Origin of the sequence: Nonomuraea sp. NPDC049480 (assembly GCF_044465905.1) — a bacterium.
In the GTDB taxonomy this organism is placed as follows: Bacteria; Actinomycetota; Actinomycetes; order Streptosporangiales; family Streptosporangiaceae; genus Nonomuraea.
On the sequence record NZ_JBITMD010000025.1, the window covers coordinates 139351 to 159277 of the forward strand.

Consider the following 19927-nt stretch of genomic DNA (forward strand, 5'->3'; position numbering starts at 1 on the left):
CATCCAGGAGGTGGCGGTTATATGAAGCACATGCCGGCTCTGCCCGCCAAGGAGGCCAGGTTTCGATGAGTGACAAGCCCAGCGTGCTGTTCGTCTGCGTGCACAATGCCGGACGGTCCCAGATGGCGGCCGGGTTCCTCGATCATCTGGCGGCAGGCGCGATCGAGGTCCGCTCGGCCGGCTCCGCACCCGCCGACAAGGTGAATCCCGCCGCTGTCGAGGCGATGGCGGAGGTCGGCATCGACATCTCTCACCAGAATCCCAAGATCTTGACGGTCGAGTCCGTCGAGGCCTCCGACGTCGTGATCACCATGGGATGTGGCGACGCATGCCCGATCTTCCCCGGCAAGAAGTATCTGGACTGGACCCTTGACGACCCCGCCGGCAAGGGGATTGAAGCCGTTCGTCCGATCCGTGATGAGATTCGGAAGCGGGTAGAGGCGCTGATCGCCGAACTGCTGCCCGCATCCGGCTGATCAGCGAGAGCACAGTCTCATCGTCATAAGGCCGGCGGTGCAGCTCAGATGCCGACGGTCGTGCTCCGCCGCTCCATGAGGATCACATCCCGCCAGACGCCGTGGTGACGGCCGATGCGCTCGCGGATGCCCACCTGGCGGAAGCCGAGCGCCTGGTGCAGGGACAGGCTGGCGGCATTCTCAGGAAAGATCCCGGTCTGGATGGTCCACACGCCCGCGTCCTCACCGGCGGCGATGAACGCTGACAGCAGCGCCCTGCCGATCCCGTGTGCCTGGCAGCCGGGATGGACGTAGATGCTGTGCTCGACCACCCCGGCATAGACCGGCCGGGCCGACACCTGCGAGGCGGCCACCCAACCGACCACCTCACCGGTCTCCATGTCGGCCGCCACATAGCGCAGGCGCGTCAGCCTGCCCGCCGTGAAACCCTCCCAGCTCGGCGCGGTGGTCTCAAAGCCGGCCTGACCGGTGTCCAGCCCCGCTTGGTAGACGGCCAGCACCTGTGCGGCGTCGGCCTCGCGCATCGGCCGGATCTCCAGCCCGGGCCCGGCAGCGGGCTTGGCCGCCTGGACGATCGCCGAGTGCACACCGTCGCCGTGGTCGGCCGTCAGCGTGATGCGGACGCCGACGAACCCGGCCGCCGCGAGCAGCTCGCTGTACGCGCTCACCGGCAATGCTCCGGCCACGCACCCGATGCGCTGCTCGGCCGCCCGGCGACGGGCCGGGTCGATGTCCCCGTCCACCACGACATCGCTGACACCGAACCGGCCGCCCGGCCGCAACACCCGGAACGCCTCGCCGAGCGCGGCCGCCTTGTCATCGGACAGGTTGATCACGCAATTGGAGATGACCACATCCACCGACCGGTCGGGCAACGGCACATGTTCGATGCTGCCGTGCAGGAACTCGGCGTTGCCCACGCCTGCCTGCTCAGCGTTGCGGCGTGCGAGCGCCAGCATCTCCGGGCTGGCATCCAGCCCGTACGCCTTCCCGTGCGGGGCGACGCGGCGCGCCGACAGCAAAACGTCGATGCCGCCACCCGAACCCAGATCGAGGACGGTCTCCCCGTCGCGCAGTTCGGCCACCGCGACCGGATTGCCGCAGCCCAGGCTGGCTCGCACGGCGCCCTCCGGCAGGGCGCTCGTGTCGTCGTAGCCGGCGGAGCCGAAACAGCCCTCCTCGAAGGCGTCCGGCCCGCAGTCGGCGACGACCCGCCCGGCGGCCGCGGCCCGGGCCAGAGCGGAGTAGTGGTCGATGATCTCGTCATGCGCCATGGCGATGCTCCTTCACTCGCAAGAGGGCGCGACCGGAACCGGATTGCCCATGACCACATCGGCGGCGGTCGGGAAGCAGCTCACGCATGCCTCGTTGATCCGGTACAGGCTGGAGGTGCCCTGCCGCTCCACCAGCACGAAACGTACGTCGGCCAGGATCTTCAGATGATGCGAGACGGTGGACTGCCCCACTCCGGCGGCGGTCACGATCTCGCCCACGCTCATCGGCGTCCGCCGCCTGGCCAGCAGCGACACGATCTGGATCCGCGTCGCGTCCGCCAGGGCCTTGAACCAGCTCGCGTATTCCTCGGCCTCGGCTCGCGCCAGAGGGCCCTTCTCCTCATTCATCGTTAATCGACGATATACGATTAATGTCTTTGCCGGAAGAGCCGGTGCGCGCCGCGCAGAACACCGCCTGCCGGGGAGGTCAGACGGTAGCCGTTACGTCGGCGCAGCTCGGGTCCCAGCCTCGGCGGTCGAAGGTGAACTTCACGACGACGACCACGTTCTCCTTGCGCGGCACCCGCCAGTTCAGTGGAATGCCTCCGTGGCCCCGGTGCACGTTGTCCTTGGACTTCCAGTGGTGCAGTACGGCGCGGCTGTGCCGCTCCCGGATCCAGATCTCGACGTTGTTCTTGTTGCGGAGGCCGGGTCCGGCGAGCTGGTAGTTGAAGCGGTTGAACACGTCGTACCGGCCTCGCTGGTAGAAGTACACGCGGAAGGTTCCGTAGTTGTCGCGGGCGGCCGAGCAACGGCCGCTGAGGACGCTGAAGGAGGCGCCGGCCGCCGCCTGTGCGGAGTCTGCCGCCGCGATCCGGGCACCTCCGATGAGTGCCGAAGCGACGATCGCGAGAGCCGTCGTGCCGATCGCGAGTCTGCTACCTGCGTTCATGGAGTTTCCTCTCCAGCGATGCCGCCGAGGTGTCTCGGCGGCGTTCCCGGTCGATGGTGGTCTCGACGTTAGGAGCGGGACTGTTGAGGTTCCGTTGAGGCGGCGTTGAGAGCCATCCATTCGCTACGGCCACGGGATGTCGGACGCTTCGAGATCGACGACGACTGAGGCCGGGCGGACCGTGGTGGTCCCCCCAGCCTCACTCGCGTCACCGCGTCACCTGGTGATCGGCGTCACCGCGATCTCCCGGGGTTCGCCAGAGTGCCGTTGAGGCCGGAGGCGGAGCGGTCGGCGACGGTGCCGTCGGACAGGTCGCCTTCGAAGTCGCAGTGCAGGACCAGGTTCGGGGCTTCCTGGACGGCGGTGAGCGCCGGCACAGCGCTGAACGGGATCCAGGTGAGCGCGAGCGTGGAGGCGAGGAGGGCGTGCGGCACGAGTCTGCGTGCCCGCCGGGACAAGAGTGAGACCATGCGCCTTTGCCATTCGGGGGTGCGGGAATAGTCGAATCGATTCTGCGAATCGATTCGACTGGACGATAGGCGCGTCCGGGCTATGTGGTCAAGAACAGGAAACGTCCGCGACACGCACGCGGGATGCCGCCGTCATGTGAGCCGCTGCTCTGATCAGGTCCGGGAACGTGCGGGACCGGTGGTGCCGCGGAGCGAGATCGGCGGGGCGACCAGAAGGTGGCGGTGCGGGGCCGCGGGGTCGGCGACACGCTCGATGAGCAGCTCGACGGCGTGGGCGCCCAGCTCGTCGGCCGGCACGTCGGCGGCGGTCAGCGGCGGGTGCAGGTTTTCCGCCCAGCGTTGCGCGGCGACGCCGGCGATGGAGAAGTCCCCGGGCACGGTCAGGCCCGCCTGGGCCAGCCCACGGTACATGCCGGCGACGGCGGCCTCGTTGAGGGTGGCGATGGCCGTCAGCTCCGGCGACTCGGCCAGGAGCTGCTCGACGCAGGACGCCCCGGCCTGGGCGTCGTCGGCGCAGCACACCCGCACGCCCTCCAGTCCGCGCTCCGCCACGGCGCGGGCGAAGCCGGCCTGCGCGCGGTGCCCTGGCCCATATCCGGCGGCGACCAGCTCGGCGCTGCGGTTGACCAGCGCGACGTGCCGGTGGCCGAGGTCGGCCAGGTGATGCACGCACTTGGCGATCAGCGTCTCATAGTCGATGTCCACCCAGGACATCTCCTCCGGGTGGCGGGTGCGGCCGATGCCGACGAACGGCAGGCCGGTCTGCCGCAGCCGGGCGACGCGGTCGTCCTCCAGCCGGATCTCCATGAGAATGACGCCGTCCACGCGGCGGCCGGCGACGATCCGCTCGAACGACCGGTCGTGCTCGCCCCCTGACGGCGACAGCAGCACGTCCAGGTCGGCGCGGGCCGCGGCGTCGACCACGCTGGCGACGAAGCCGAGCTGCATGTCGGTCAGGCGCTGACTGGCCGGCGGTATGACCAGCCCGAGGGTGCGGGTCCTGCCTTCCTTCAGCGCCCTGGCCGCGGCGTTGGGCCGGTAGTCCAGCTCGTCGACGACCGCCTGGATGCGCCGCTTGGTCGCCTCCGACACCGGACGTTTGCCGGTGAGCGCGTAGGAGACGGTGCTGCGCGACACGCCTGCCCTCTTGGCGATCTCCCCGATGTTCACATGCGCTCCTCGTCCAGATCTGCCGGTCGGCGACCATGGTAGATCGAATCGGTTCACGAAAAGCCCGCCGCCGGATTCTATGACGTGGATGTGTCCCGTTCCCCACCTGGCCACGGCATACAGGCAATCCCGGGGATCCCGACCCATTGACTCGTCTGGGGTCTCCGGCCTATGTTCTGTCGAACCGATTCGGCGAACCGATTCGACTTCGAATGGAAACAGCCGTGTAACGCCTGTCTGCGGAGGTCAGATCAATGAGATCAGCGGCAAGAAGCCGGCGTACGGCCGGCGTGAGCCTGGCGGTCCTGGCCGCCGTGGGCGGGCTCGCCGCCTGTGGCTCGTCATCGTCCGGCGGCGACGGCGGCGGCTCGACAAGCGCGAGCCAGGCCGCCGGGGGCGGCGCCTACACGATCTGGGACCCCTACCCCCAGTACGACAAGAGCTCGGAGTGGGTGAAGCTCCTGGAGACGTGCGGCACCCAGGCCGGCGTGAAGGTCGAACGGACCGGCTACGACACCAGCGACCTGACCAACAAGGCCCTGCTGGCCGCCCAGCAGGGCAACTCGCCGGACGTCCTCATCGTGGACAACCCCGTGGTCTCGACGCTGGCCGAGGGAGGGGTCCTGACCACCACGGAGGAGAACAAGCTCGACGTCTCCGCGATCGCGCCGAACCTGCTGGCCGCCGGGCAGAGTGGCGGCAAGACCTACGGGGTTCCCATCGGCGCCAACACCCTGGCCCTCTACTACAACAAGGAAGTCCTGAAGAAGGCCGGCGTGGACGTCGCCTCCGTCAAGGACTGGGCGTCGCTGACCGCGGCGCTGGAGAAGGTGAAGGCGTCCGGCAAGAAGGGCATCACGTTCTCGGCGATCGGCACCGAGGAGGGCAGTTTCCAGTTCCTGCCCTGGTTCTGGGGCTCCGGGGCGAACCTCACCAAGCTCGACTCCCCCGAGGGCGTGTCCGCGGTGGCGCTGTGGACGGACTGGCTGAAGAAGGGGTACGCCCCCAACTCCGTCATCAACAACACCCAGACCACGAGCTGGCAGGAGTTCGCCGGCGGCGATTACGCCTTCGCCGAGAACGGCACCTGGCAGCTCGCCAACGCCAAGAAGGCCGGCTTCGACTACGGCATCATCCCCGTCCCGGGCAAGGACGGCGGCACCGCGCCCGCACCGACCGGCGGCGAGTTCGTCAGCATCCCGGTGCAGTCCGACACCGGCCGCTACGCCACCTCACAGAAGCTCGTGGCCTGCCTGACCAGCACCGACAACTCTCTCACCACCACGACGACCCTGTCCTACATCGCGCCCACCGAGGCGGTGCAGGCCAAGCAGGTGGCGGCCAACCCCGATCTGCAGGTGTGGGTGGATGCGGTCAAGGCGGCCAAGGGCCGCACCAGCGACGACCTGGGGACGAAATACCCGAAGATCTCCGAGCCGATGTGGGGCGCGGTGCAGGCGGCGCTGAGCGGATCCAAGTCGCCGCAGGACGCCATGGCAGCGGCACAGTCCGCGGCGGCGAGCGCGACCCAGTAGCGGCATGAGCCACGTCACGCAGACAACGGTGCGTACCGCCCATGGCTCCGCCCCGGCACGGGGGCGGGGCCACCGGGCGGCGCGTACCAGATCCGGGCAGTGGGCGGCGTGGGCGTTCCTCGCCCCGGTCGTCGTCTACCTGCTCGTGTTCTACGCCTATCCGCTCTATCGCAACGTCGAGCTGAGCCTGCGCAACTACACGGTGCGCTCGTTCGTGCAGGGCGACGCGCCTTTCTCGGGGGTCGACAACTACGTCAAGATCTTCGGCGACGCGACGTTCGGGCCCGCGCTGTGGCACACCGTGGTCTTCACGCTGGTGTCGCTGGTCTTCCAGTTCGGCATCGGGCTCGCGCTGGCGCTGTTCTTCGTCAAGCACTTCCGGCTGTCGGCCACGTTGCGGGCGCTGTTCCTGGTGCCATGGCTGTTGCCGCTCATCGTGTCGGCCTCGACCTGGTCGTGGATGCTCAACAGCGACTCCGGCGTGGTCAACTCGGCACTCAGCTGGTTCGGAGTGGGGCCGATCAACTGGCTCACCTCGCCGGACTGGTCGCTGTGGTCGGTCATCATCGCCAACATCTGGATCGGCATCCCGTTCAACCTGGTGGTGTTGTACTCCGGGTTGCAGGCGATCCCCGCGGCCGTGTACGAGGCCGCCGCGCTGGACGGGGCCACCGCCTGGCAGCGGTTCTGGAAGGTGACCTTCCCACTGCTGCGGCCGGTGTCGGCGGTCACCATCCTGCTCGGTCTGGTCTACACGCTGAAGGTGTTCGACATCATCTGGATCATGACCAAGGGCGGGCCGAGCGGGTCGTCGACCACGTTCGCCACCTGGTCCTACCGGCTCGGCTTCGGCAACCTGGTGCCCTCCTTCGGACCCGGCGCGGCCGTGGGCAACCTGCTGATCGTGATGGCGCTGGCCTTCGGACTGATCTACATCCGCGTGCAGCGAAGGCAGACACTGGCATGAGGCACTGGAAGACCGCGGTCGGCCTGGTGCTGACCGGCGTGATGTTGTTCCCGGTCTACTGGATGATCAACGTGTCCTTCACCCGGGACACCGACATGCGCAAGAGTCCGCCGAACTGGTTCCCGGTGGACGGCACGCTGGAGGGCTACCGGGCGGTGCTGGACCAGCAGCTCCCCTACCTGGGCGTGAGCCTGGTGGTCGGGCTGGGCACGGTGGCGCTGACGCTGCTGCTCGCGGCGCCGGCCGCGTACTCGCTGGCCAAGCTGCGCCCGCGAGGCGGCGGGACGCTGAGTTTCGTGCTGCTGATCGCGCAGATGATCCCCGGGATCATCATGGCGATGGGCTTCTACGCCATCTTCCTCAGCACCGGCGTGCTCAACACCGTTCCCGGGCTGATCGTCGCCGACTCCACCCTCGCCGTGCCGTTCGCGGTGCTGATCCTCACCACGTTCATGTCCGGCATCCCCGAAGAGCTGCTGCAGGCCGCCCGCACCGACGGCGCCGGCGTGGTGCGCACGTTCTGGTCGATCGTGCTGCCGGTCAGCCGCAACTCTCTCATCACGGTGTCGCTGTTCGCGTTCCTGTGGGCGTGGTCGGACTTCATCTTCGCCAGCACCCTTGACCAGGGCGGCGACCACCAGCCGATCACCCTCGGCATCTACCACTACATCGGCAACAACAACCAGGAGTGGAACGCCATCATGGCCACCGCCGTGATCGCCTCCATCCCGGCGACCATCCTGCTCGTCGTCGCCCAGCGCTACGTCGCCGCCGGCGTCACCGCGGGCGCCGTCAAAGACTGACCTTGCGAGAAGGGACCCTCACTTCATGACCGTCGCCGCCTCGGGCCCGGTGTTCTCCCTGCGGGAAATCCCGTTCAGCTACCACGGATCGTGGTTCGGCTTCTCGCCCGTGGTGGCGGAGAAGACCTACGCCCAGGACGTGCACCTGGTCTCGCACCAGACCGGCATGCACCCGATCCTGAAGCTGATCCCCGCGACCGCCGCAGCGATCACGGCCACCCCGCACCAGCTCTCCTGGACCGGCGACGACGGACGGATCGACCTCGCCTACGAGAGCGCCGACACGGTACGCGTGCGCGGCCGCGGCCTCGGACTCCGCCTGCTGGCCGCCGACCCGGTCCTGACGCCGTTCAGCGGCCCGTACTTCTACCAGGACCCCGTCGACGGATCGTACGTCTTCACCGTCTACCAGACCGGCCGCCGCTACCGGATCACCCTCCTCAGCGGGCAGGCCGAGCACCTCGGCGTACAGGCGCTTCGTACCGCCGAGCGCGGCGTCGTCCTGAGCGGCGAGTGGGAGATCGCCATCGAGGAGTACGAAACCGCCCGCACCCCATACGCGCGCACGGACCCCTTCGAGCAGGTGGTCAAGGCGGCGCGGGCCGAGTTCGACGGGTTCGCCGAGGCCGTCGCGCCCTGGCGCGGCGACCGCACGCCCGCCGCTGAGCTGGCCGCGTACGTGCTGTGGTCGGCCACCGTGCGCCCCGCCGGGTTCGTCACCAGGCCCGCCGTCCTGATGTCCAAGCACTGGATGGACAAGGTGTGGAGCTGGGACCACTGCTTCAACGCCATCGCCGTCGCCGACGGCCTGCCCGACCTGGCATGGGACCAGTACCGCCTCCCTTTCGACCACCAGGACGCCGCCGGCGCTCTGCCCGACTCCATCACCCACTCCGAAGTCCTCTACAACTTCGTCAAACCGCCCATCCACGGCTGGGCCCTGCGCCACCTTCCTCCGCCGCCCGAGCCGGTGGACACGTATCGGCTGCTGGAACGCTGGACCGCCTTCTGGCTGACAGCCCGCCGCGCCCCGGGCGGCGAACTGCCGCACTACCAGCACGGCAACGACAGCGGCTGGGACAACGCCACCACCTTCGATCCCGAGCGCGTCGTCGAGACCGCCGACCTGGCCGCCTTCCTCGTACTCCAGATGCGCGAGCTGGCCCGCCTGGCCACCGACCAGGGCGCGGCCGCCCGGTGGACGGAAGAGGCCGACCGGATGCGCGACGCCTTGCTCGCCGGGCTGTGGGACGGCGAGCGGTTCGTCGCCCGCGGCGCCCATTCGGGACGCACCTGGCCCAGCTCCAGCCTGCTCGACCTCATTCCGATCGTGCTCGGTGACGAACTGCCCGAACCCGTCCGCGCCGCCCTGGCCGCCGGCATCGAGCAGCACCTGACCGCATTCGGTCTCGCCACCGAACTGCCTGCCTCCGAGCACTACCAGGACGACGGCTACTGGCGCGGCCCGATCTGGGCGCCCTCGACCGTCCTGATCGAAGACGGCCTGCGCCGCGCCGGATACACCGGCCTCGCCGACGAGATCAGCGCCCGCTTCCGCATGCTGTGCGAGAAGTCCGGCTTCGCCGAGAACTTCGACGCCCGCACCGGCGAAGGGCTGCGCGACCGCGCCTATACCTGGACGGCCAGTGCTTACCTCATCCTCGCCGCCGCCCACGAGCAGCGAAGCAGGGGCTGACGGCGGCTCCCGCCGCGCGGTCAGCGCGAGGTCGGCCGAGCGGCGGCCCGGGCATGGCCGGGCGTCGGTGTGTCACCAGTTGGCGGGCTCGGCCAGGGCGTAGGAGGAGGCGATCCTGGCGTGGTCGTGGTAGATCGACAGTACGCGCGGGCCGGCGGGCGTGCCGTTCCGCCATGCGGTGCAGTAGATCCCCGACGACCAGCGGATGGTCTGTGATGTCTTGGGCAGCACCCTGATCCCGGTCCTGCTCCACACCTTCCGCCCGTTGACCCAGACCTCGAAGGCGCCCGCGGTGCTGTGGAACTTCAGGCGGGTGACGATCCTGATCCACGTGCCACGAAGGTTCGTGATCTTGGCGAGTGTGGCCGCGAAGCCGCCCGAGCCGCCGATCCGGAGTTCGTCGTTCTGGACGAACATCAGCTCCCAGGGCCCTTCCGGGTCCTCGGGCGACCACTGCTGGAAGGTGACGTTCTGGTTGTGGAACTGCCAGTTCGGCGCCAGGTAGATGGCCTGGCCGTAGTAGCGGTCCTGGCCCACGGCCTGGGTCCGGCTCTGGATGGTCTCTGAGTGATACCCGCCGCCCTCGTCGACGTACGTCTGCCGCGCCTCGATGGCGGTGGTCCCCTTGTACACAGGGCTGCCGACCGTACGGATCACGCCTTGCTTCTGCGGCTTTTGTGGGTAGTTGCTCCAGCCGGTCAGAGTCCCGGTGTCCTGGAAGAACACTTCAGCGGCGGTCGCCGGGCTTGCCGGAGCCAGGGCGGGGACCGCGCATAAGGCGACGATGATGACGGTGGCCACTCGGCGGCGCATGTGATCCTCCTCCGTGGGGGGTATTGAGACGCGAGTATCACATGCACAGAATTATTAGTAAAGTTACTTAAATTTTTGCCGGTCACACGGGCAGGGGCATTCCCCGTTGCCATTGATGACCGGCTCCGGGTGATGGATGTTGTGGGGGCAGGTGGCAGCGACCAGAAACGATCTATGAGGAGTTCTCGACATGAGCGATGCCGCATCCCATCCGGTCACCATGCCCACCCGGCGTCAGCGCCCCCTCGATCCCCCGCAGGAATTGGAGAAGTGGCGCGAGGAAGCCCCGGTCCGCAGGTTACGGTACGCCGACGGCCACCTCGGCTGGCTGGTGACCGGCTACGCGGCGGCCCGGGCCGTGATGGGCGACGTCCGCTTCAGCACCCGGACCGAGCTGCACCATCCAACGACGCCGCAGATAGCGCGGCACCAGGCCATGCGCCGTCCGCCCGCGTTCTTCGTACGCATGGACCCTCCCGAGCACACCCGCTACCGCAAGCTGCTGACCGGCCAGTTCACCGTGCGCCGCATGAAACTGCTTGAACCGCGGATCACCGAGATCACGGCCGCCACGCTGGACGCGATGCAACGTACCGGCCCGCCCGCCGAGCTGGTGCGCGACTTCGCGCTGCCGATCCCGGCCCTGGTGATCTGCGAACTGCTCGGCGTCCCGTACGCCGACCGCGACAGCTTCCATCGGCAGGCCTCGACACTCGTGGCGTTGAATGTCAGCACCGAGCAGAAGCAGCAGGCGATGAACGAGCTGAACACCTACGTGCGCGCCCTGGTGGCCGACAAACGGGCCCGGCCGGGCGACGACCTGATCAGCGGTCTGGCGTCCGGCGGAGAGCTCGCCGAGGACGAGCTGTCCGGCGTGGCGCTGTTGCTGCTCGTGGCCGGGCACGAGACGACGGCCAACATGCTCGCCCTGGGCACGTTCACCCTGCTCGGCAACCCCGGCCAGCTTGCCGCACTGCGCCGCGACCCCACCCTGGTGCCGGGCGCGGTGGAGGAACTGCTGCGCTATCTCACAGTGGTCGACTTCATGGTCCGGACGGCGCTGGAGGACGTGGAACTCGACGGTCACACGATCAAGGCGGGTGAGACCGTGACGGTTTCCCTGCCCACGGCCAACCGGGACCCGCTGCGGTTCGCCGATCCCGGGGTCATGGACATCACCCGGGACGCGACCGGCCACCTGACGTTCGGACACGGCATCCACCAGTGCCTGGGCCAGCAACTCGCCCGCAACGAGATGCGCATCGCCCTGCCCGCACTGCTCGACCGACTGCCGGGGCTGCGCCTGGCGGTGCCCGCCGAGGAGGTGCCCATGCGGTCGGACATGCTGGTCTACGGCGTACACCGGTTACCGGTGACCTGGTAGCCGAGCAGGCCGCGCATGATCCCACCGTGGCACGATGGACGCTCCGAGCCGGCCGACGTCAGCATGCTTCGACTGGACGACATCAACGTCCTCACCACCGAGCGCGCCTGGAACATGGACACAGGCCTCGTCGCAGGACAGGTGGTGAAGGCTTCGGGCCGATTGGTCCACGGCGACGTCGCCCAGGCCGCCCAAGCCCTGCGGCGGGTCTGGTCCCCCATGTCGATCGTGTGGTCATGAAGATCGCCGTAGAACGCGCGATCGCTTCCGATCCGGCGTGGCCGGCTGCGGCGTGAGGCTCTCCACAGGTTGCCGGCGTCTGCTGGCAGGCCTCACGGACGATCGTTCGCATGCTGGGCGGCCGAGGTGGTCGCTCGCGGGAGCCTGGCGAGCCGGGCAGGCTTGGTGAGGACCGGGCCTGGTCGCGTTGATCAGCTGTCCGTGAGGAAGGCCAGTGCGTCAGGGGCGAAACGCTTGTCGGTGAATGTGCCGTTGTGACTTCGACCCGGATAGACAACAAGCCGGGCGTCGGGGACGCCTTCGACCGTCTGCCGGGCCAGGTCCAGCGGATAGACGAGATCCTTCCCGCCGTGGATCAGCAGCGTGGCCGCCTTGATGTCGTGCAGCCGTCCTCGCAGGTCGAAGCCGTCTTCGGCGTTGAGCACGGTGACAGCGTCGGTGTAGTCTTCGTGGCCGCCGTCTGACAGCCACAACAGGCCTTTGAGCAGTACGCGGCCGATCGTCGATTCGGTGACGATCTCGGCCAGCGCCGCGCTGGGCCGCTTGCCGTGGCGTGCGCGTTCGATGTAGGCGCGCTGGGCTCGCTTGCCGGCGGGGCCGAGGGTGCAGGCCGTGCCGGCCAGGACCAGGCGGTCGACCAGGTCGGGATGGTCGGCGGCAAGTTGGAGGGCGATGGAGCCGCCGGTGGAGATGGCCAGCACGTGAACCGGGCCTTCGAAGGTGGTGGCGATCGCTCGCGCGTAGACGGCGGCGAGGTCGGTCATCATCGTGACCGGCGGCAGCCCCGGCGGGCGATTGACGACGTAGACGGTGAAATGTTTGGTGAACGGTCGCACCAGCCGCATGGTGGACCAGCGTGCCGGCCCCTTCGGGTTGGCCGCTTGCGGGGTATAGAGCAGGACGACCAGGGGTGGTCCCTCACCGGCCGACAGGTACGGCAGGTCGTTCAGCATGGGCGAGCCCTTCTGTGACTGCATCGATCAGGCGGTCCATCACTGCCGGGTAGATGTCGGAGCCCAGGTGCTCGGCGTGCAGCGGGGTCAGCAGGACCGCGCGAAGCACGCCGAGCAGCACCCTGGGGTCGCCTTCCAGATGGGTGCCGAGGAACTGGAGCACGTCGGCCATCGGGCCCCCTTCGGCGGCGGCCATCCGCTCGGGGGTGAGCTTGGCCGCGACCGCGGCCATCTCCTGGGGGTGCGACATCAGCCGCCGGTAGAGCGGGCTGGCGTCGAGTTCGGCGACCGTGGCGTGCAGGAAGCGCCGCAGCGCGTCTCGGGTGTCGGTGCCGCGGTGGAGCCCCTCGTCTATCACGCGTCGTCGCACCTGCTCGTTCTGCCGCAGCATGGCCTCCAGGTAGAGATCTTCCTTGGAGTCGAAGAAGGCATAAAGCGAGGACTTGGCGATGCCCGCGGGAGCGGTCAGCTCTTCCAGGGAGGTCTTGCGCAGCCCTTGGGTGGCGAAAAGGCGGGTCGCGGTATCAAGCAGTTGCCCGGATATCCGTGCCCGCTCTTCTTGGGAGAACGCCGTCGGCACACTATCTCCATATGAACAGATTGGTTATTTGTTCATAGCATAGCCCTCTGCGGCCGCACCGGGCCGACGGGTGTCCATTGACGGAATCTGGAAGCAGGTACTAGTCTCTCTCCTTACTATGAACGACGTATATAACTATGAGCGTGATCCGGACGGGTTCCTCTACGATCCTCGAGTCAGGGCGGCGATGACTCAGTTCGCCGATGGCGATGGCGACCTGCTCGCCTTCGAGGCGGGCGCCGCCGTCCGCACCGCCTATCACGCCGTCGAACGCATGCGTGCCCACGGCTCTGAAGGCAGAGGGGTCAGCGCGGGCGCCCTCGACGTGCTGATCCGGCTCAGCACGACCGACCAGGGCATCAGCATCGGCGACCTTGCCCGCGCCGCCGGGGTCAGTTCTCGCAATGTCACCGGCTTGGTGGACACGTTGGAGCGCGACGGACTGGTCCGCCGCGTCCCCGACCCGAAGGACCGGCGGTCGGTCCTGGCCGAGATCACGCCTGCTGGACAGGCGTGGATCGAGGCATTCCGCAAACCCTCGCAGCTCGCGATGCGGGCGATGTTCCAGGGCTTCACGCCCGAGGAACTGCTCGCCTTCCGCGACCTGTGCCTGCGGCTGGCCACCAATCAACACCGCCTCGCCGACCATCTTCGTCAGATCGGATCTCAGTCGTGACCCTGACCGCTCAGGACCGGACTCGCCGCGCCGTACGCGGTTATCACGAGGCCCGCTTCCGCGGCGATGTGTCCGCGGCCGCGGCGTATGTCGGTGAGCCGTTTCGGTTTCAAAGCCCGTTCATCAACTCCGACGATCGGGTGGGACATCTGGCCACGTTGCCGGGGTTCGTGTCGATCGTGACCGGAGTCGAGCTCGTCAGCGAGCTGTACGGCGAAGCCGAGGCGACGCTCGTGTATGACGTGCACACCGCCACACCGGTCGGCACGCAGCGCACCGCCGAGCACTTCCGCCTGGACGGCGGCAAGATCGTCTCGATCATGCTGCTGTTCGATGCCTCGCCCTGGCAGTCGATGAAAGCCCAGATCGAGCCGTGAGGTGACGTGCTGCGCATCAGGCCCGTGCCGTCCACAACCCACCAGTGATCGGATCGAGCGGGGCGTGTTCTCGAACCTACTCCTGCTCGGTGAGCCGGGGTCGCCGGAGCACCACTTCGGTGGTCTTGGCGGTCCCGCCCGCGTCGGCAAGCCTCACGACGAGGCCGCGCGCACGGTCTGGGCGGCCACCAGGGCGGCGTAACGGCCTCCGCAGGCCAGGAGCCGGTCGTGAGTGCCCCGCTCGACGATGCGGCCGCCGTCCACCACCAAGATCAGATCCGCGTCGCGGATCGTGCTCAACCGGTGCGCGATGACGATCCGGGTCTGGGTGAGCCGGGCGAGGTGGCTCTCGATCGCCGCCTCGCTCTCGCTGTCGAGGCTGCTGGTCGCCTCGTCCAGCAGCAGGATCTTCGGCCGGGACAGCAGGGCACGCGCGAGAGCCAGCCGCTGCCGCTGGCCGCCCGAGAGTCCGGCGCCCTCGGTGAGCATGGTCTCGTACCCCATCGGCATCTGGCGGATCTCGGCGTCCAGGCGAGCCGTCTTCGCCGCCTCGACGATCCGGGCGAAGGACGCCTCGGGGTCGTTGAGTGCGATGTTCTCCCTGATCGAGCCGGTGAAAAGCGAGGGGTCCTGGGTGACGACGCCGAACTGCCGCCGCAGCGTGCGCAGGTTGAGCTCGCTCACCGGCACACCGTCATAAAGGATCTCGCCCGTGGTCGGCGTGTGGAGTGCCAGCAGCAGCCGGGCCAGCGTGCTCTTGCCCGACCCGGAGGAGCCGACCAACGCGACCTTCTGGCCGGGCTCGATCTTCAGTGAGATGCCCTGGAGCGTCCACGGCGCTCGGGGGTCGTACCGGAAGCCGACGTCGCGCAGCTCGACCGCGCCGCGCAGTCGCAGGACCTCGATGCCTTCGGAAGGTTCGGGGTCGGAGCTCAGAATGTCGGAGAGCCTGTCGAAGTGGGCGCCCGCCTGCTGGAGGCTCTGCATGCTCGACATGAGCGACGACAGCGGTGTGAGTGCGCCGACGGCGATGGCGTTGAGCGCGAGCAGCGTGCCCAAGGTGAGGTCACCGTCCAGTGCCCGCCAGGCCCCGACCCACAGCAGGCCGAGCGGGGCGAGCACGCGGATGGCGCCGAGCGCCGCCTCCAGCAGGCCCTGGGTGATGCCGCCGCGGATGTCCGCGTTGAGCTGGGCGGTGAAGTTCTTGGACCATTGGCCGACCGCGTGCTTCTCGGCCCCGGACGCCTTGAGGGTCTCGATTCCCCCGATGGCCTGGATCAGCTGGCTCTGCGTCGCCGAGAACGCGGTCAGCTCCTGCTGGGCGAGGTAGTTGACCCGGCGGCTGGTCGCCAGCAGCAGCACGATCTGCAGGAGGGCCACGCCGAGGAGGCACGCACCGAACAGCGGGTCCTGGACGAAGACCAGGATCAGGTACCCGATCGCCAGCGGCCCGTCCAGCAGGGCTGACAAGATCTGGCCGGTCAGCATCTCCCTGAGCACCGCGACGCTGCCCGCCCTGGTGATGAGATCTCCCGTGCCGCGCAGCGCGAAGTAGCGGTAGGGCAGCGCGATCAGGTGAGAGACCACCCCCCGGGTCAGCTCGGCGTCGGCGCCCGCCCTGACCACGACCAGCAAAACCGAGCGCAGTGCGCCGACCACGAACTGCGTCACCGTGGCGAGCAGGAGGCCCGCGCCGAGCACGCCGAGCAGCGTATCGGCCCCCATCGGCAGCACCCGATCCACCAGCACCTGCGAAAACAGCGGCAGCACCAGCCCGAGCGCCTGCAGCAGCAGCGAGGCGAGCACGACCTGCGCGAGCAGGCCCCGCCGGCGCATGACGAGATTCTTCAGGAACTGGCGCCGCCACGCGCCGGCCGCGCTGGAGCGCCCCCGCCGAAACGCCGGGCCCGGCTCGAAGGCCAGCAGGACGCCGGTGAATCCGGCGTTGAACTCCTCGGCCGTGAGCCTGCGCCGCCCACGCGCGGGGTCCACGATGTCGACACGATCGGGAGCCCAGCGCTCGACCACCACGAAGTGGTTGAACTCCCAGTGGACGACGGCGGGCATGGGGATGCGGGCGAGGTCCTCCGGTTCCAGCGAGAAGGCCTTGGCGGTCAGCCCCGACTCACGGGCGCCCGCCACAATGGCGAGCGCGGTGAGCCCGTCCCTGCCGACCTGGAGCCGGTCGGTGAGTTCGTGGAGCGAGACGCGGTGCCCGTGGAAGGACAGCACCATGGCCAGGCACGCCGCCCCGCATTCGGAGACGGTGTTCTGCAGCAGGACCGGTACGCGCCTGCTCATGACGAAATCCCTGATGCCACCACGAGCGCGAGAGCGCCCCCGAGAGCGAGGAGCACAATGACCAGCCCCCAGAGCAGCACGAACCACTTTCGCGAGATGACCAGCGGCTTGCTCTCCCGGGTGGAGAGGTCGGCGTACCGATGCAGTGCCTCTTCCCGGTAGATGGGGCGGCTCACGACCAGTGCCATTCGATCGACGCGCGCTCGCGGCGCTCGGCCAGCCAGGCATTGAAGGCGGCCTGCCCCGCGGCGGCCAGGGTGGCGGGGTCGTCCTCGGCGGGCCGGCGTTCGATCACCAAGCCGGTGAGGAAGCCCTTCTCATGCCGGACGGGCCCGACGGCGCTCCCGGGCTCGGCGCCCCGCAGCGGCTCGGGCAGCTCGTACTCCCACCGGTCGCCGACGGTCGCCTGAGCCTCACCGGCGGCCGCCGTGAACGCGGCGACCAGCTCGGCGGGCGCGGCGATCAGGTCGGCGGGCGCGGCGGGCGCGAGAGGGTCCGGACCCGTCACCCACACAGCCCTCACCCGGGCGAACTCGGCGCGGTGCGTGGCGAGGTGGGCCGGGGCCAGCTCCGCCTCCTTGCGCCGCCGGAACCTGCGGCGGCGGGCGATGCCGCCGACATACTCCTCGAACTGCGGCAGCGACATTCCGACCTGCTCCAGCCAGGCGATGGTCGCCGCGCGATCGTGCAGGCCGCGCCCTCTGCGGAACTCATCGGCCGCCGCTTGGAGGTCCTCAACGGCCGGCGGCTCGTCGTCGGCCATCACCTCGTTCAGGACCAGGCACTGCTCGACGATCTCCTCGTGCGGGGACATGGTGGTGCGGGAGAGCGAGCGCAGCATGGTGAGCGCCTGGGCCACGGACAGGTGAACCTCATCCACGCTGACCAGCTGACCCGCCGCCCAATGGGTCGAGTGCTCGATCAGCCAAGGCACGCCCTCCTCGGCCGGGGCGCTCAGCGCGACCGTCCCGCCGTCCGGGTGCGCCAGCAGGAGGTCGTAGTCGACCACAGGTGTGCCGGGCCGGATGTCGACGACGAGCTGGGCATCGGTTCCCGGGTTCTCGGCCGTCCACTGCGCGGCGCTCCTGCGGGCCGCCTCCACGTGGGCGCGCCTGCGGGGCAGCCCGCGCAGCAGGGCGACGGCGGACTCCAGCACCGCACCGAAGTCACTCATGAAACTCTCCCTCCTCCATCGCATGGGCCTGCGCATGGGCGGCCGGCTGACCGGCGATCTCGTCGCGGGCCAGCCAGGCCGCGATGGCCTCGCCGATGGGCAGGCCCGTACGCATCTCGACGAACCCCCAGGCGCCGTTGGGGTTGATCTCCAAAAAGACGTAGTCGCCTTCCGGAGTGAGGATCAGGTCGATCGCCCCGTAGGTCAGCCCCAGCGAGGCGACCAGCTCGACGCACCGCTTCTCCACCTCCGCGGGAAGCGCGTGCGCGGCGTACCTGACCCGCTCGTCGTCGTAGTGGCGCCAGTCCTCCCTGGCCGTCCGGGAGGCCTGTGAGTCGATCTCGGCGGCGAACACCTCCTCCGCCACGACGATCACGCGCAGCTCCACGGCCTTGGACACATACGGCTGCAAGATCACCGGCTCGTGCTGGAGCAGGTGCCGTGAGGTGAGGTGACGGCGGGTCAGCACGGTCGTGTACGTGCGATGGTTCTGGCCGTCGATCGTGAAGTCATCGGAGTTGATCTGCTTGGCGATGAGCCTGCCCTCGGCGCGCTCGTACGCCGGGACCAGCTCGGCCGGATCGTTGGTGAACGACGTCTGCGGTATGGAGAAACCCAGCGCGGCCGCGCGCGCCATATGAATGATCTTGTTGTGGGCCTGCCGCTCGGGCTCGCGCCGCGAGGGCAGCCACCGGGCGGGGATCAGGTCCCACGCTCCGTCCAGCAGGAACTGCGCCTGCCACTCGACGTGCTCTCGATGGCTCGGCTCCGACACCTCGGCCGACGCCTGCGAGCGGGTCGGGCGCCTGCGCCACACCGCCGTCACCGTCGAGAGATCCAGCGTGCCGTTGCCGGTGTGCAGGGTGATGCGGTGCTCTCCGTCCGCGAAGGCCACCGTGAGCCGGCTCCTGGCGGGGAACTCCCCGCTGTCCCACCAGGTCACCGGGACGTTGCGGCGCAGCAGCTTCGGCATCACCATGCCCACCGTGTCGTCCAGAGGGTCGCTCAGTATGAGGATCATGTTCCAGTCGCCTCGCTCGCGGTGTCTCTCCGTATGCAGACGGCGGAGCGGGACAGGCCCGCTCCGCCGCCGCGGAAGGAGATCAATGTGAACGGATGGTTCTTGAACTCAATTTCGGGAGCCGTGAGCCCCGCGAATCTTCCTGATCACAACTCGCCCGGTACGGGTCAGTTGTTGGTGCCCACCCACTCGGCGGGCTTGCCACCGATGTACCAGGACACGGACATCCGGCCGCCGGCCACGTCGCCCAGCTCGGCGTCGGTCAGCTCGGCACCGTCGATGGCAAGGTCGTTCAGCGAGATCTTCGACATTTTTGTTTCCCCTCTCACCGCTTCCGCGGCGTGTCTTCGTTCCCCCGGTGCTCCGTGGAACCTGTCGTGCTTGTGATGACGAAGTTAGGGATGACGACTTGGAAAGGGCTTGTCGCTGGCTGATTCACGGCTTGGAATTCTTCTGCAAGCGCTCTGAGCTGGGAGAACACCGAGACGAAACCTCTGGGGGAATCACAGGGTCCCATCTCGTACGTGGTCGCTTGTCTTGAGGGTTCCTGTGGCATCCGCCAGGCCCGCAATGAGGGCGGTGACATCCGCGCGCTGCCGCGCGCGGCCTCGCCCGCGCCCTACGACCAACTGCGTGGTGATGGCCGCGGTCGACATCACGCTGGTCCATCTGCCTGCCGGCGGTGTCGCCTCAGGGAAGGCCGGCCAGTCGATTTTCACATACCGCGCGGCGAGAAGGTCTCCGCGTTGTTGTCAGGCGATGTGTCCCAGCATCAAGGCGGCGATCACCGGGCCCATGTACAGGAAGGGGAAGACGACGGTCGAGTACGAGCGCGCCCGGAGCACGGTGACGACGGCTCCGGCGAAGTACAGCACCAGGCCGATCCCGGCCAGGACGCCGACGACCGGCACGAACAGGCCGGCCAGCAGGCCTGCGGACCCTGCGGCCTTGGCTGCGCCGAGCCAGGTCCACCACGAGCGGGGGACGCCGTAGTCCATCAGCGGCTTCACGACCCACTCGGCGCGGCGAAGGAGGGAGAAGGCAGAGAAACCCACCCAGAGGGCGGCCAGGACGGTGACGATGGTGGCGGTGGTGGACATGGGGACACTCCCTCTGGCGCTCGCC

The 19927-nt window shown here is 68.6% G+C and carries 23 protein-coding genes; 9 read left to right on the plus strand and 14 right to left on the minus strand.

Annotation, left to right across the window (positions count from 1 at the left end):
* Positions 1-65: 65 nt before the first annotated feature.
* Positions 66-476: an arsenate reductase ArsC gene (locus ACIBX3_RS47330; RefSeq protein ID WP_397127260.1), complete on the plus strand. Its 411-nt coding sequence runs from the start codon at positions 66-68 to the stop codon at positions 474-476.
* A 44-nt stretch (positions 477-520) separates the two neighbouring features.
* Here the strand turns inward: ACIBX3_RS47330 and ACIBX3_RS47335 are convergent, their stop codons facing one another.
* From ACIBX3_RS47335 to ACIBX3_RS47355, 5 genes are all read right to left on the minus strand, one after another.
* Positions 521-1750 (minus strand): GNAT family N-acetyltransferase, encoded by a 1230-nt coding sequence (locus ACIBX3_RS47335; protein ID WP_397127261.1) that lies wholly within the window; start codon positions 1748-1750, stop codon positions 521-523.
* A 12-nt stretch (positions 1751-1762) separates the two neighbouring features.
* Complete coding sequence (locus tag ACIBX3_RS47340; RefSeq protein WP_397127262.1) at positions 1763-2098, minus strand: ArsR/SmtB family transcription factor; 336 nt, start codon at positions 2096-2098, stop codon at positions 1763-1765.
* 79 nt (positions 2099-2177) lie between these two features.
* Positions 2178-2642, minus strand: a complete 465-nt coding sequence (locus ACIBX3_RS47345) for a hypothetical protein (protein WP_397127263.1) — start codon at positions 2640-2642, stop codon at positions 2178-2180.
* Positions 2643-2875: 233 nt separating this feature from the next.
* Positions 2876-3100, minus strand: coding sequence for a hypothetical protein (locus tag ACIBX3_RS47350; RefSeq protein WP_397127264.1), 225 nt, complete (start codon positions 3098-3100; stop codon positions 2876-2878).
* A gap of 165 nt (positions 3101-3265) precedes the next feature.
* The gene (locus ACIBX3_RS47355; protein WP_397127265.1) at positions 3266-4282 is read right to left on the minus strand and encodes a LacI family DNA-binding transcriptional regulator; all 1017 of its coding nucleotides are present in this window, start codon (positions 4280-4282) and stop codon (positions 3266-3268) included.
* 254 nt (positions 4283-4536) lie between these two features.
* On the opposite strand from ACIBX3_RS47355, the gene ACIBX3_RS47360 reads away from it, so the two are divergent.
* The 4 genes from ACIBX3_RS47360 to ACIBX3_RS47375 are packed head-to-tail and all read left to right on the plus strand — an operon-like array spanning position 4537 to position 9283.
* Positions 4537-5817 (plus strand): extracellular solute-binding protein, encoded by a 1281-nt coding sequence (locus tag ACIBX3_RS47360; protein WP_397127266.1) that lies wholly within the window; start codon positions 4537-4539, stop codon positions 5815-5817.
* A 4-nt stretch (positions 5818-5821) separates the two neighbouring features.
* Positions 5822-6784 carry a carbohydrate ABC transporter permease gene (locus ACIBX3_RS47365; RefSeq protein ID WP_397127267.1) on the plus strand — a complete coding sequence of 321 codons (963 nt, stop codon included), beginning with the start codon at positions 5822-5824 and terminating at the stop codon, positions 6782-6784.
* Positions 6781-7587 (plus strand): carbohydrate ABC transporter permease, encoded by an 807-nt coding sequence (locus ACIBX3_RS47370; protein ID WP_397127268.1) that lies wholly within the window; start codon positions 6781-6783, stop codon positions 7585-7587. The genes ACIBX3_RS47365 and ACIBX3_RS47370 overlap by 4 nt, the downstream gene beginning before the upstream one ends.
* A gap of 25 nt (positions 7588-7612) precedes the next feature.
* Positions 7613-9283, plus strand: a complete 1671-nt coding sequence (locus ACIBX3_RS47375) for an amylo-alpha-1,6-glucosidase (RefSeq protein WP_397127269.1) — start codon at positions 7613-7615, stop codon at positions 9281-9283.
* A 72-nt stretch (positions 9284-9355) separates the two neighbouring features.
* On the opposite strand, the gene ACIBX3_RS47380 is transcribed toward ACIBX3_RS47375, so the two are convergent.
* The gene (locus tag ACIBX3_RS47380) at positions 9356-10096 is read right to left on the minus strand and encodes a polysaccharide lyase (RefSeq protein ID WP_397127270.1); all 741 of its coding nucleotides are present in this window, start codon (positions 10094-10096) and stop codon (positions 9356-9358) included.
* 190 nt (positions 10097-10286) lie between these two features.
* Between ACIBX3_RS47380 and ACIBX3_RS47385 the strand changes: the two genes are divergently transcribed.
* Both ACIBX3_RS47385 and ACIBX3_RS47390 read left to right on the plus strand, forming a co-directional pair.
* Entirely contained in the window at positions 10287-11480 is a 1194-nt protein-coding gene (locus ACIBX3_RS47385) for a cytochrome P450 (protein WP_397127271.1), read from the plus strand.
* Between the two features lie 15 nt (positions 11481-11495).
* Positions 11496-11720, plus strand: a complete 225-nt coding sequence (locus ACIBX3_RS47390; RefSeq protein WP_397127272.1) for a hypothetical protein — start codon at positions 11496-11498, stop codon at positions 11718-11720.
* A gap of 191 nt (positions 11721-11911) precedes the next feature.
* On the opposite strand, the gene ACIBX3_RS47395 is transcribed toward ACIBX3_RS47390, so the two are convergent.
* Both ACIBX3_RS47395 and ACIBX3_RS47400 read right to left on the minus strand, forming a co-directional pair.
* Positions 11912-12673 (minus strand): alpha/beta fold hydrolase, encoded by a 762-nt coding sequence (locus tag ACIBX3_RS47395; protein ID WP_397127273.1) that lies wholly within the window; start codon positions 12671-12673, stop codon positions 11912-11914.
* Complete coding sequence (locus ACIBX3_RS47400) at positions 12639-13253, minus strand: TetR/AcrR family transcriptional regulator (RefSeq protein WP_397127274.1); 615 nt, start codon at positions 13251-13253, stop codon at positions 12639-12641. The genes ACIBX3_RS47395 and ACIBX3_RS47400 overlap by 35 nt, the downstream gene beginning before the upstream one ends.
* A 118-nt stretch (positions 13254-13371) precedes the next feature.
* On the opposite strand from ACIBX3_RS47400, the gene ACIBX3_RS47405 reads away from it, so the two are divergent.
* Both ACIBX3_RS47405 and ACIBX3_RS47410 read left to right on the plus strand, forming a co-directional pair.
* Positions 13372-13929, plus strand: a complete 558-nt coding sequence (locus ACIBX3_RS47405) for a MarR family winged helix-turn-helix transcriptional regulator (protein ID WP_397127275.1) — start codon at positions 13372-13374, stop codon at positions 13927-13929.
* Positions 13926-14306 (plus strand): hypothetical protein, encoded by a 381-nt coding sequence (locus ACIBX3_RS47410; RefSeq protein ID WP_397127276.1) that lies wholly within the window; start codon positions 13926-13928, stop codon positions 14304-14306. Before ACIBX3_RS47405 ends, ACIBX3_RS47410 begins: the two co-directional genes overlap by 4 nt.
* A 153-nt stretch (positions 14307-14459) precedes the next feature.
* Here the strand turns inward: ACIBX3_RS47410 and ACIBX3_RS47415 are convergent, their stop codons facing one another.
* The 6 genes from ACIBX3_RS47415 to ACIBX3_RS47440 form a co-directional block, all read right to left on the minus strand.
* Positions 14460-16607 carry a peptidase domain-containing ABC transporter gene (locus ACIBX3_RS47415; RefSeq protein WP_397127277.1) on the minus strand — a complete coding sequence of 716 codons (2148 nt, stop codon included), beginning with the start codon at positions 16605-16607 and terminating at the stop codon, positions 14460-14462.
* Positions 16604-16795 (minus strand): hypothetical protein, encoded by a 192-nt coding sequence (locus ACIBX3_RS47420; RefSeq protein WP_397127278.1) that lies wholly within the window; start codon positions 16793-16795, stop codon positions 16604-16606. The genes ACIBX3_RS47415 and ACIBX3_RS47420 overlap by 4 nt, the downstream gene beginning before the upstream one ends.
* On the minus strand, positions 16780-17781 hold the full coding sequence (locus tag ACIBX3_RS47425; protein ID WP_397127279.1) for a TIGR04500 family putative peptide maturation system protein: 1002 nt from the start codon (positions 17779-17781) through the stop codon (positions 16780-16782). Before ACIBX3_RS47425 ends, ACIBX3_RS47420 begins: the two co-directional genes overlap by 16 nt.
* On the minus strand, positions 17774-18802 hold the full coding sequence (locus tag ACIBX3_RS47430; protein WP_397127280.1) for an MvdC/MvdD family ATP grasp protein: 1029 nt from the start codon (positions 18800-18802) through the stop codon (positions 17774-17776). The genes ACIBX3_RS47425 and ACIBX3_RS47430 overlap by 8 nt, the downstream gene beginning before the upstream one ends.
* 167 nt (positions 18803-18969) lie before the next feature.
* Positions 18970-19113: a putative ATP-grasp target RiPP gene (locus tag ACIBX3_RS47435; RefSeq protein WP_397127281.1), complete on the minus strand. Its 144-nt coding sequence runs from the start codon at positions 19111-19113 to the stop codon at positions 18970-18972.
* 441 nt (positions 19114-19554) lie between these two features.
* Entirely contained in the window at positions 19555-19902 is a 348-nt protein-coding gene (locus ACIBX3_RS47440) for a DoxX family protein (RefSeq protein WP_397127282.1), read from the minus strand.
* Positions 19903-19927 lie beyond the last annotated feature (25 nt).

What these genes read in the sequence shown, in the direction of transcription:
- ACIBX3_RS47435 (WP_397127281.1), bottom strand. Translation starts at nt 19,113, where the DNA reads ATGTCGAAGATCTCGCTGAACGACCTTGCCATCGACGGTGCCGAGCTG.
- ACIBX3_RS47430 (WP_397127280.1), bottom strand. Translation starts at nt 18,802, where the DNA reads ATGATCCTCATACTGAGCGACCCTCTGGACGACACGGTGGGCATGGTG.
- ACIBX3_RS47360 (WP_397127266.1), top strand. Translation starts at nt 4,537, where the DNA reads ATGAGATCAGCGGCAAGAAGCCGGCGTACGGCCGGCGTGAGCCTGGCG.
- ACIBX3_RS47370 (WP_397127268.1), top strand. Translation starts at nt 6,781, where the DNA reads ATGAGGCACTGGAAGACCGCGGTCGGCCTGGTGCTGACCGGCGTGATG.
- ACIBX3_RS47405 (WP_397127275.1), top strand. Translation starts at nt 13,372, where the DNA reads ATGAACGACGTATATAACTATGAGCGTGATCCGGACGGGTTCCTCTAC.
- ACIBX3_RS47420 (WP_397127278.1), bottom strand. Translation starts at nt 16,795, where the DNA reads ATGGCACTGGTCGTGAGCCGCCCCATCTACCGGGAAGAGGCACTGCAT.
- ACIBX3_RS47395 (WP_397127273.1), bottom strand. Translation starts at nt 12,673, where the DNA reads ATGCTGAACGACCTGCCGTACCTGTCGGCCGGTGAGGGACCACCCCTG.
- ACIBX3_RS47385 (WP_397127271.1), top strand. Translation starts at nt 10,287, where the DNA reads ATGAGCGATGCCGCATCCCATCCGGTCACCATGCCCACCCGGCGTCAG.
- ACIBX3_RS47340 (WP_397127262.1), bottom strand. Translation starts at nt 2,098, where the DNA reads ATGAATGAGGAGAAGGGCCCTCTGGCGCGAGCCGAGGCCGAGGAATAC.
- ACIBX3_RS47390 (WP_397127272.1), top strand. Translation starts at nt 11,496, where the DNA reads ATGATCCCACCGTGGCACGATGGACGCTCCGAGCCGGCCGACGTCAGC.
- ACIBX3_RS47415 (WP_397127277.1), bottom strand. Translation starts at nt 16,607, where the DNA reads ATGAGCAGGCGCGTACCGGTCCTGCTGCAGAACACCGTCTCCGAATGC.
- ACIBX3_RS47380 (WP_397127270.1), bottom strand. Translation starts at nt 10,096, where the DNA reads ATGCGCCGCCGAGTGGCCACCGTCATCATCGTCGCCTTATGCGCGGTC.
- ACIBX3_RS47375 (WP_397127269.1), top strand. Translation starts at nt 7,613, where the DNA reads ATGACCGTCGCCGCCTCGGGCCCGGTGTTCTCCCTGCGGGAAATCCCG.
- ACIBX3_RS47365 (WP_397127267.1), top strand. Translation starts at nt 5,822, where the DNA reads ATGAGCCACGTCACGCAGACAACGGTGCGTACCGCCCATGGCTCCGCC.
- ACIBX3_RS47330 (WP_397127260.1), top strand. Translation starts at nt 66, where the DNA reads ATGAGTGACAAGCCCAGCGTGCTGTTCGTCTGCGTGCACAATGCCGGA.
- ACIBX3_RS47345 (WP_397127263.1), bottom strand. Translation starts at nt 2,642, where the DNA reads ATGAACGCAGGTAGCAGACTCGCGATCGGCACGACGGCTCTCGCGATC.
- ACIBX3_RS47335 (WP_397127261.1), bottom strand. Translation starts at nt 1,750, where the DNA reads ATGGCGCATGACGAGATCATCGACCACTACTCCGCTCTGGCCCGGGCC.
- ACIBX3_RS47425 (WP_397127279.1), bottom strand. Translation starts at nt 17,781, where the DNA reads ATGAGTGACTTCGGTGCGGTGCTGGAGTCCGCCGTCGCCCTGCTGCGC.
- ACIBX3_RS47440 (WP_397127282.1), bottom strand. Translation starts at nt 19,902, where the DNA reads ATGTCCACCACCGCCACCATCGTCACCGTCCTGGCCGCCCTCTGGGTG.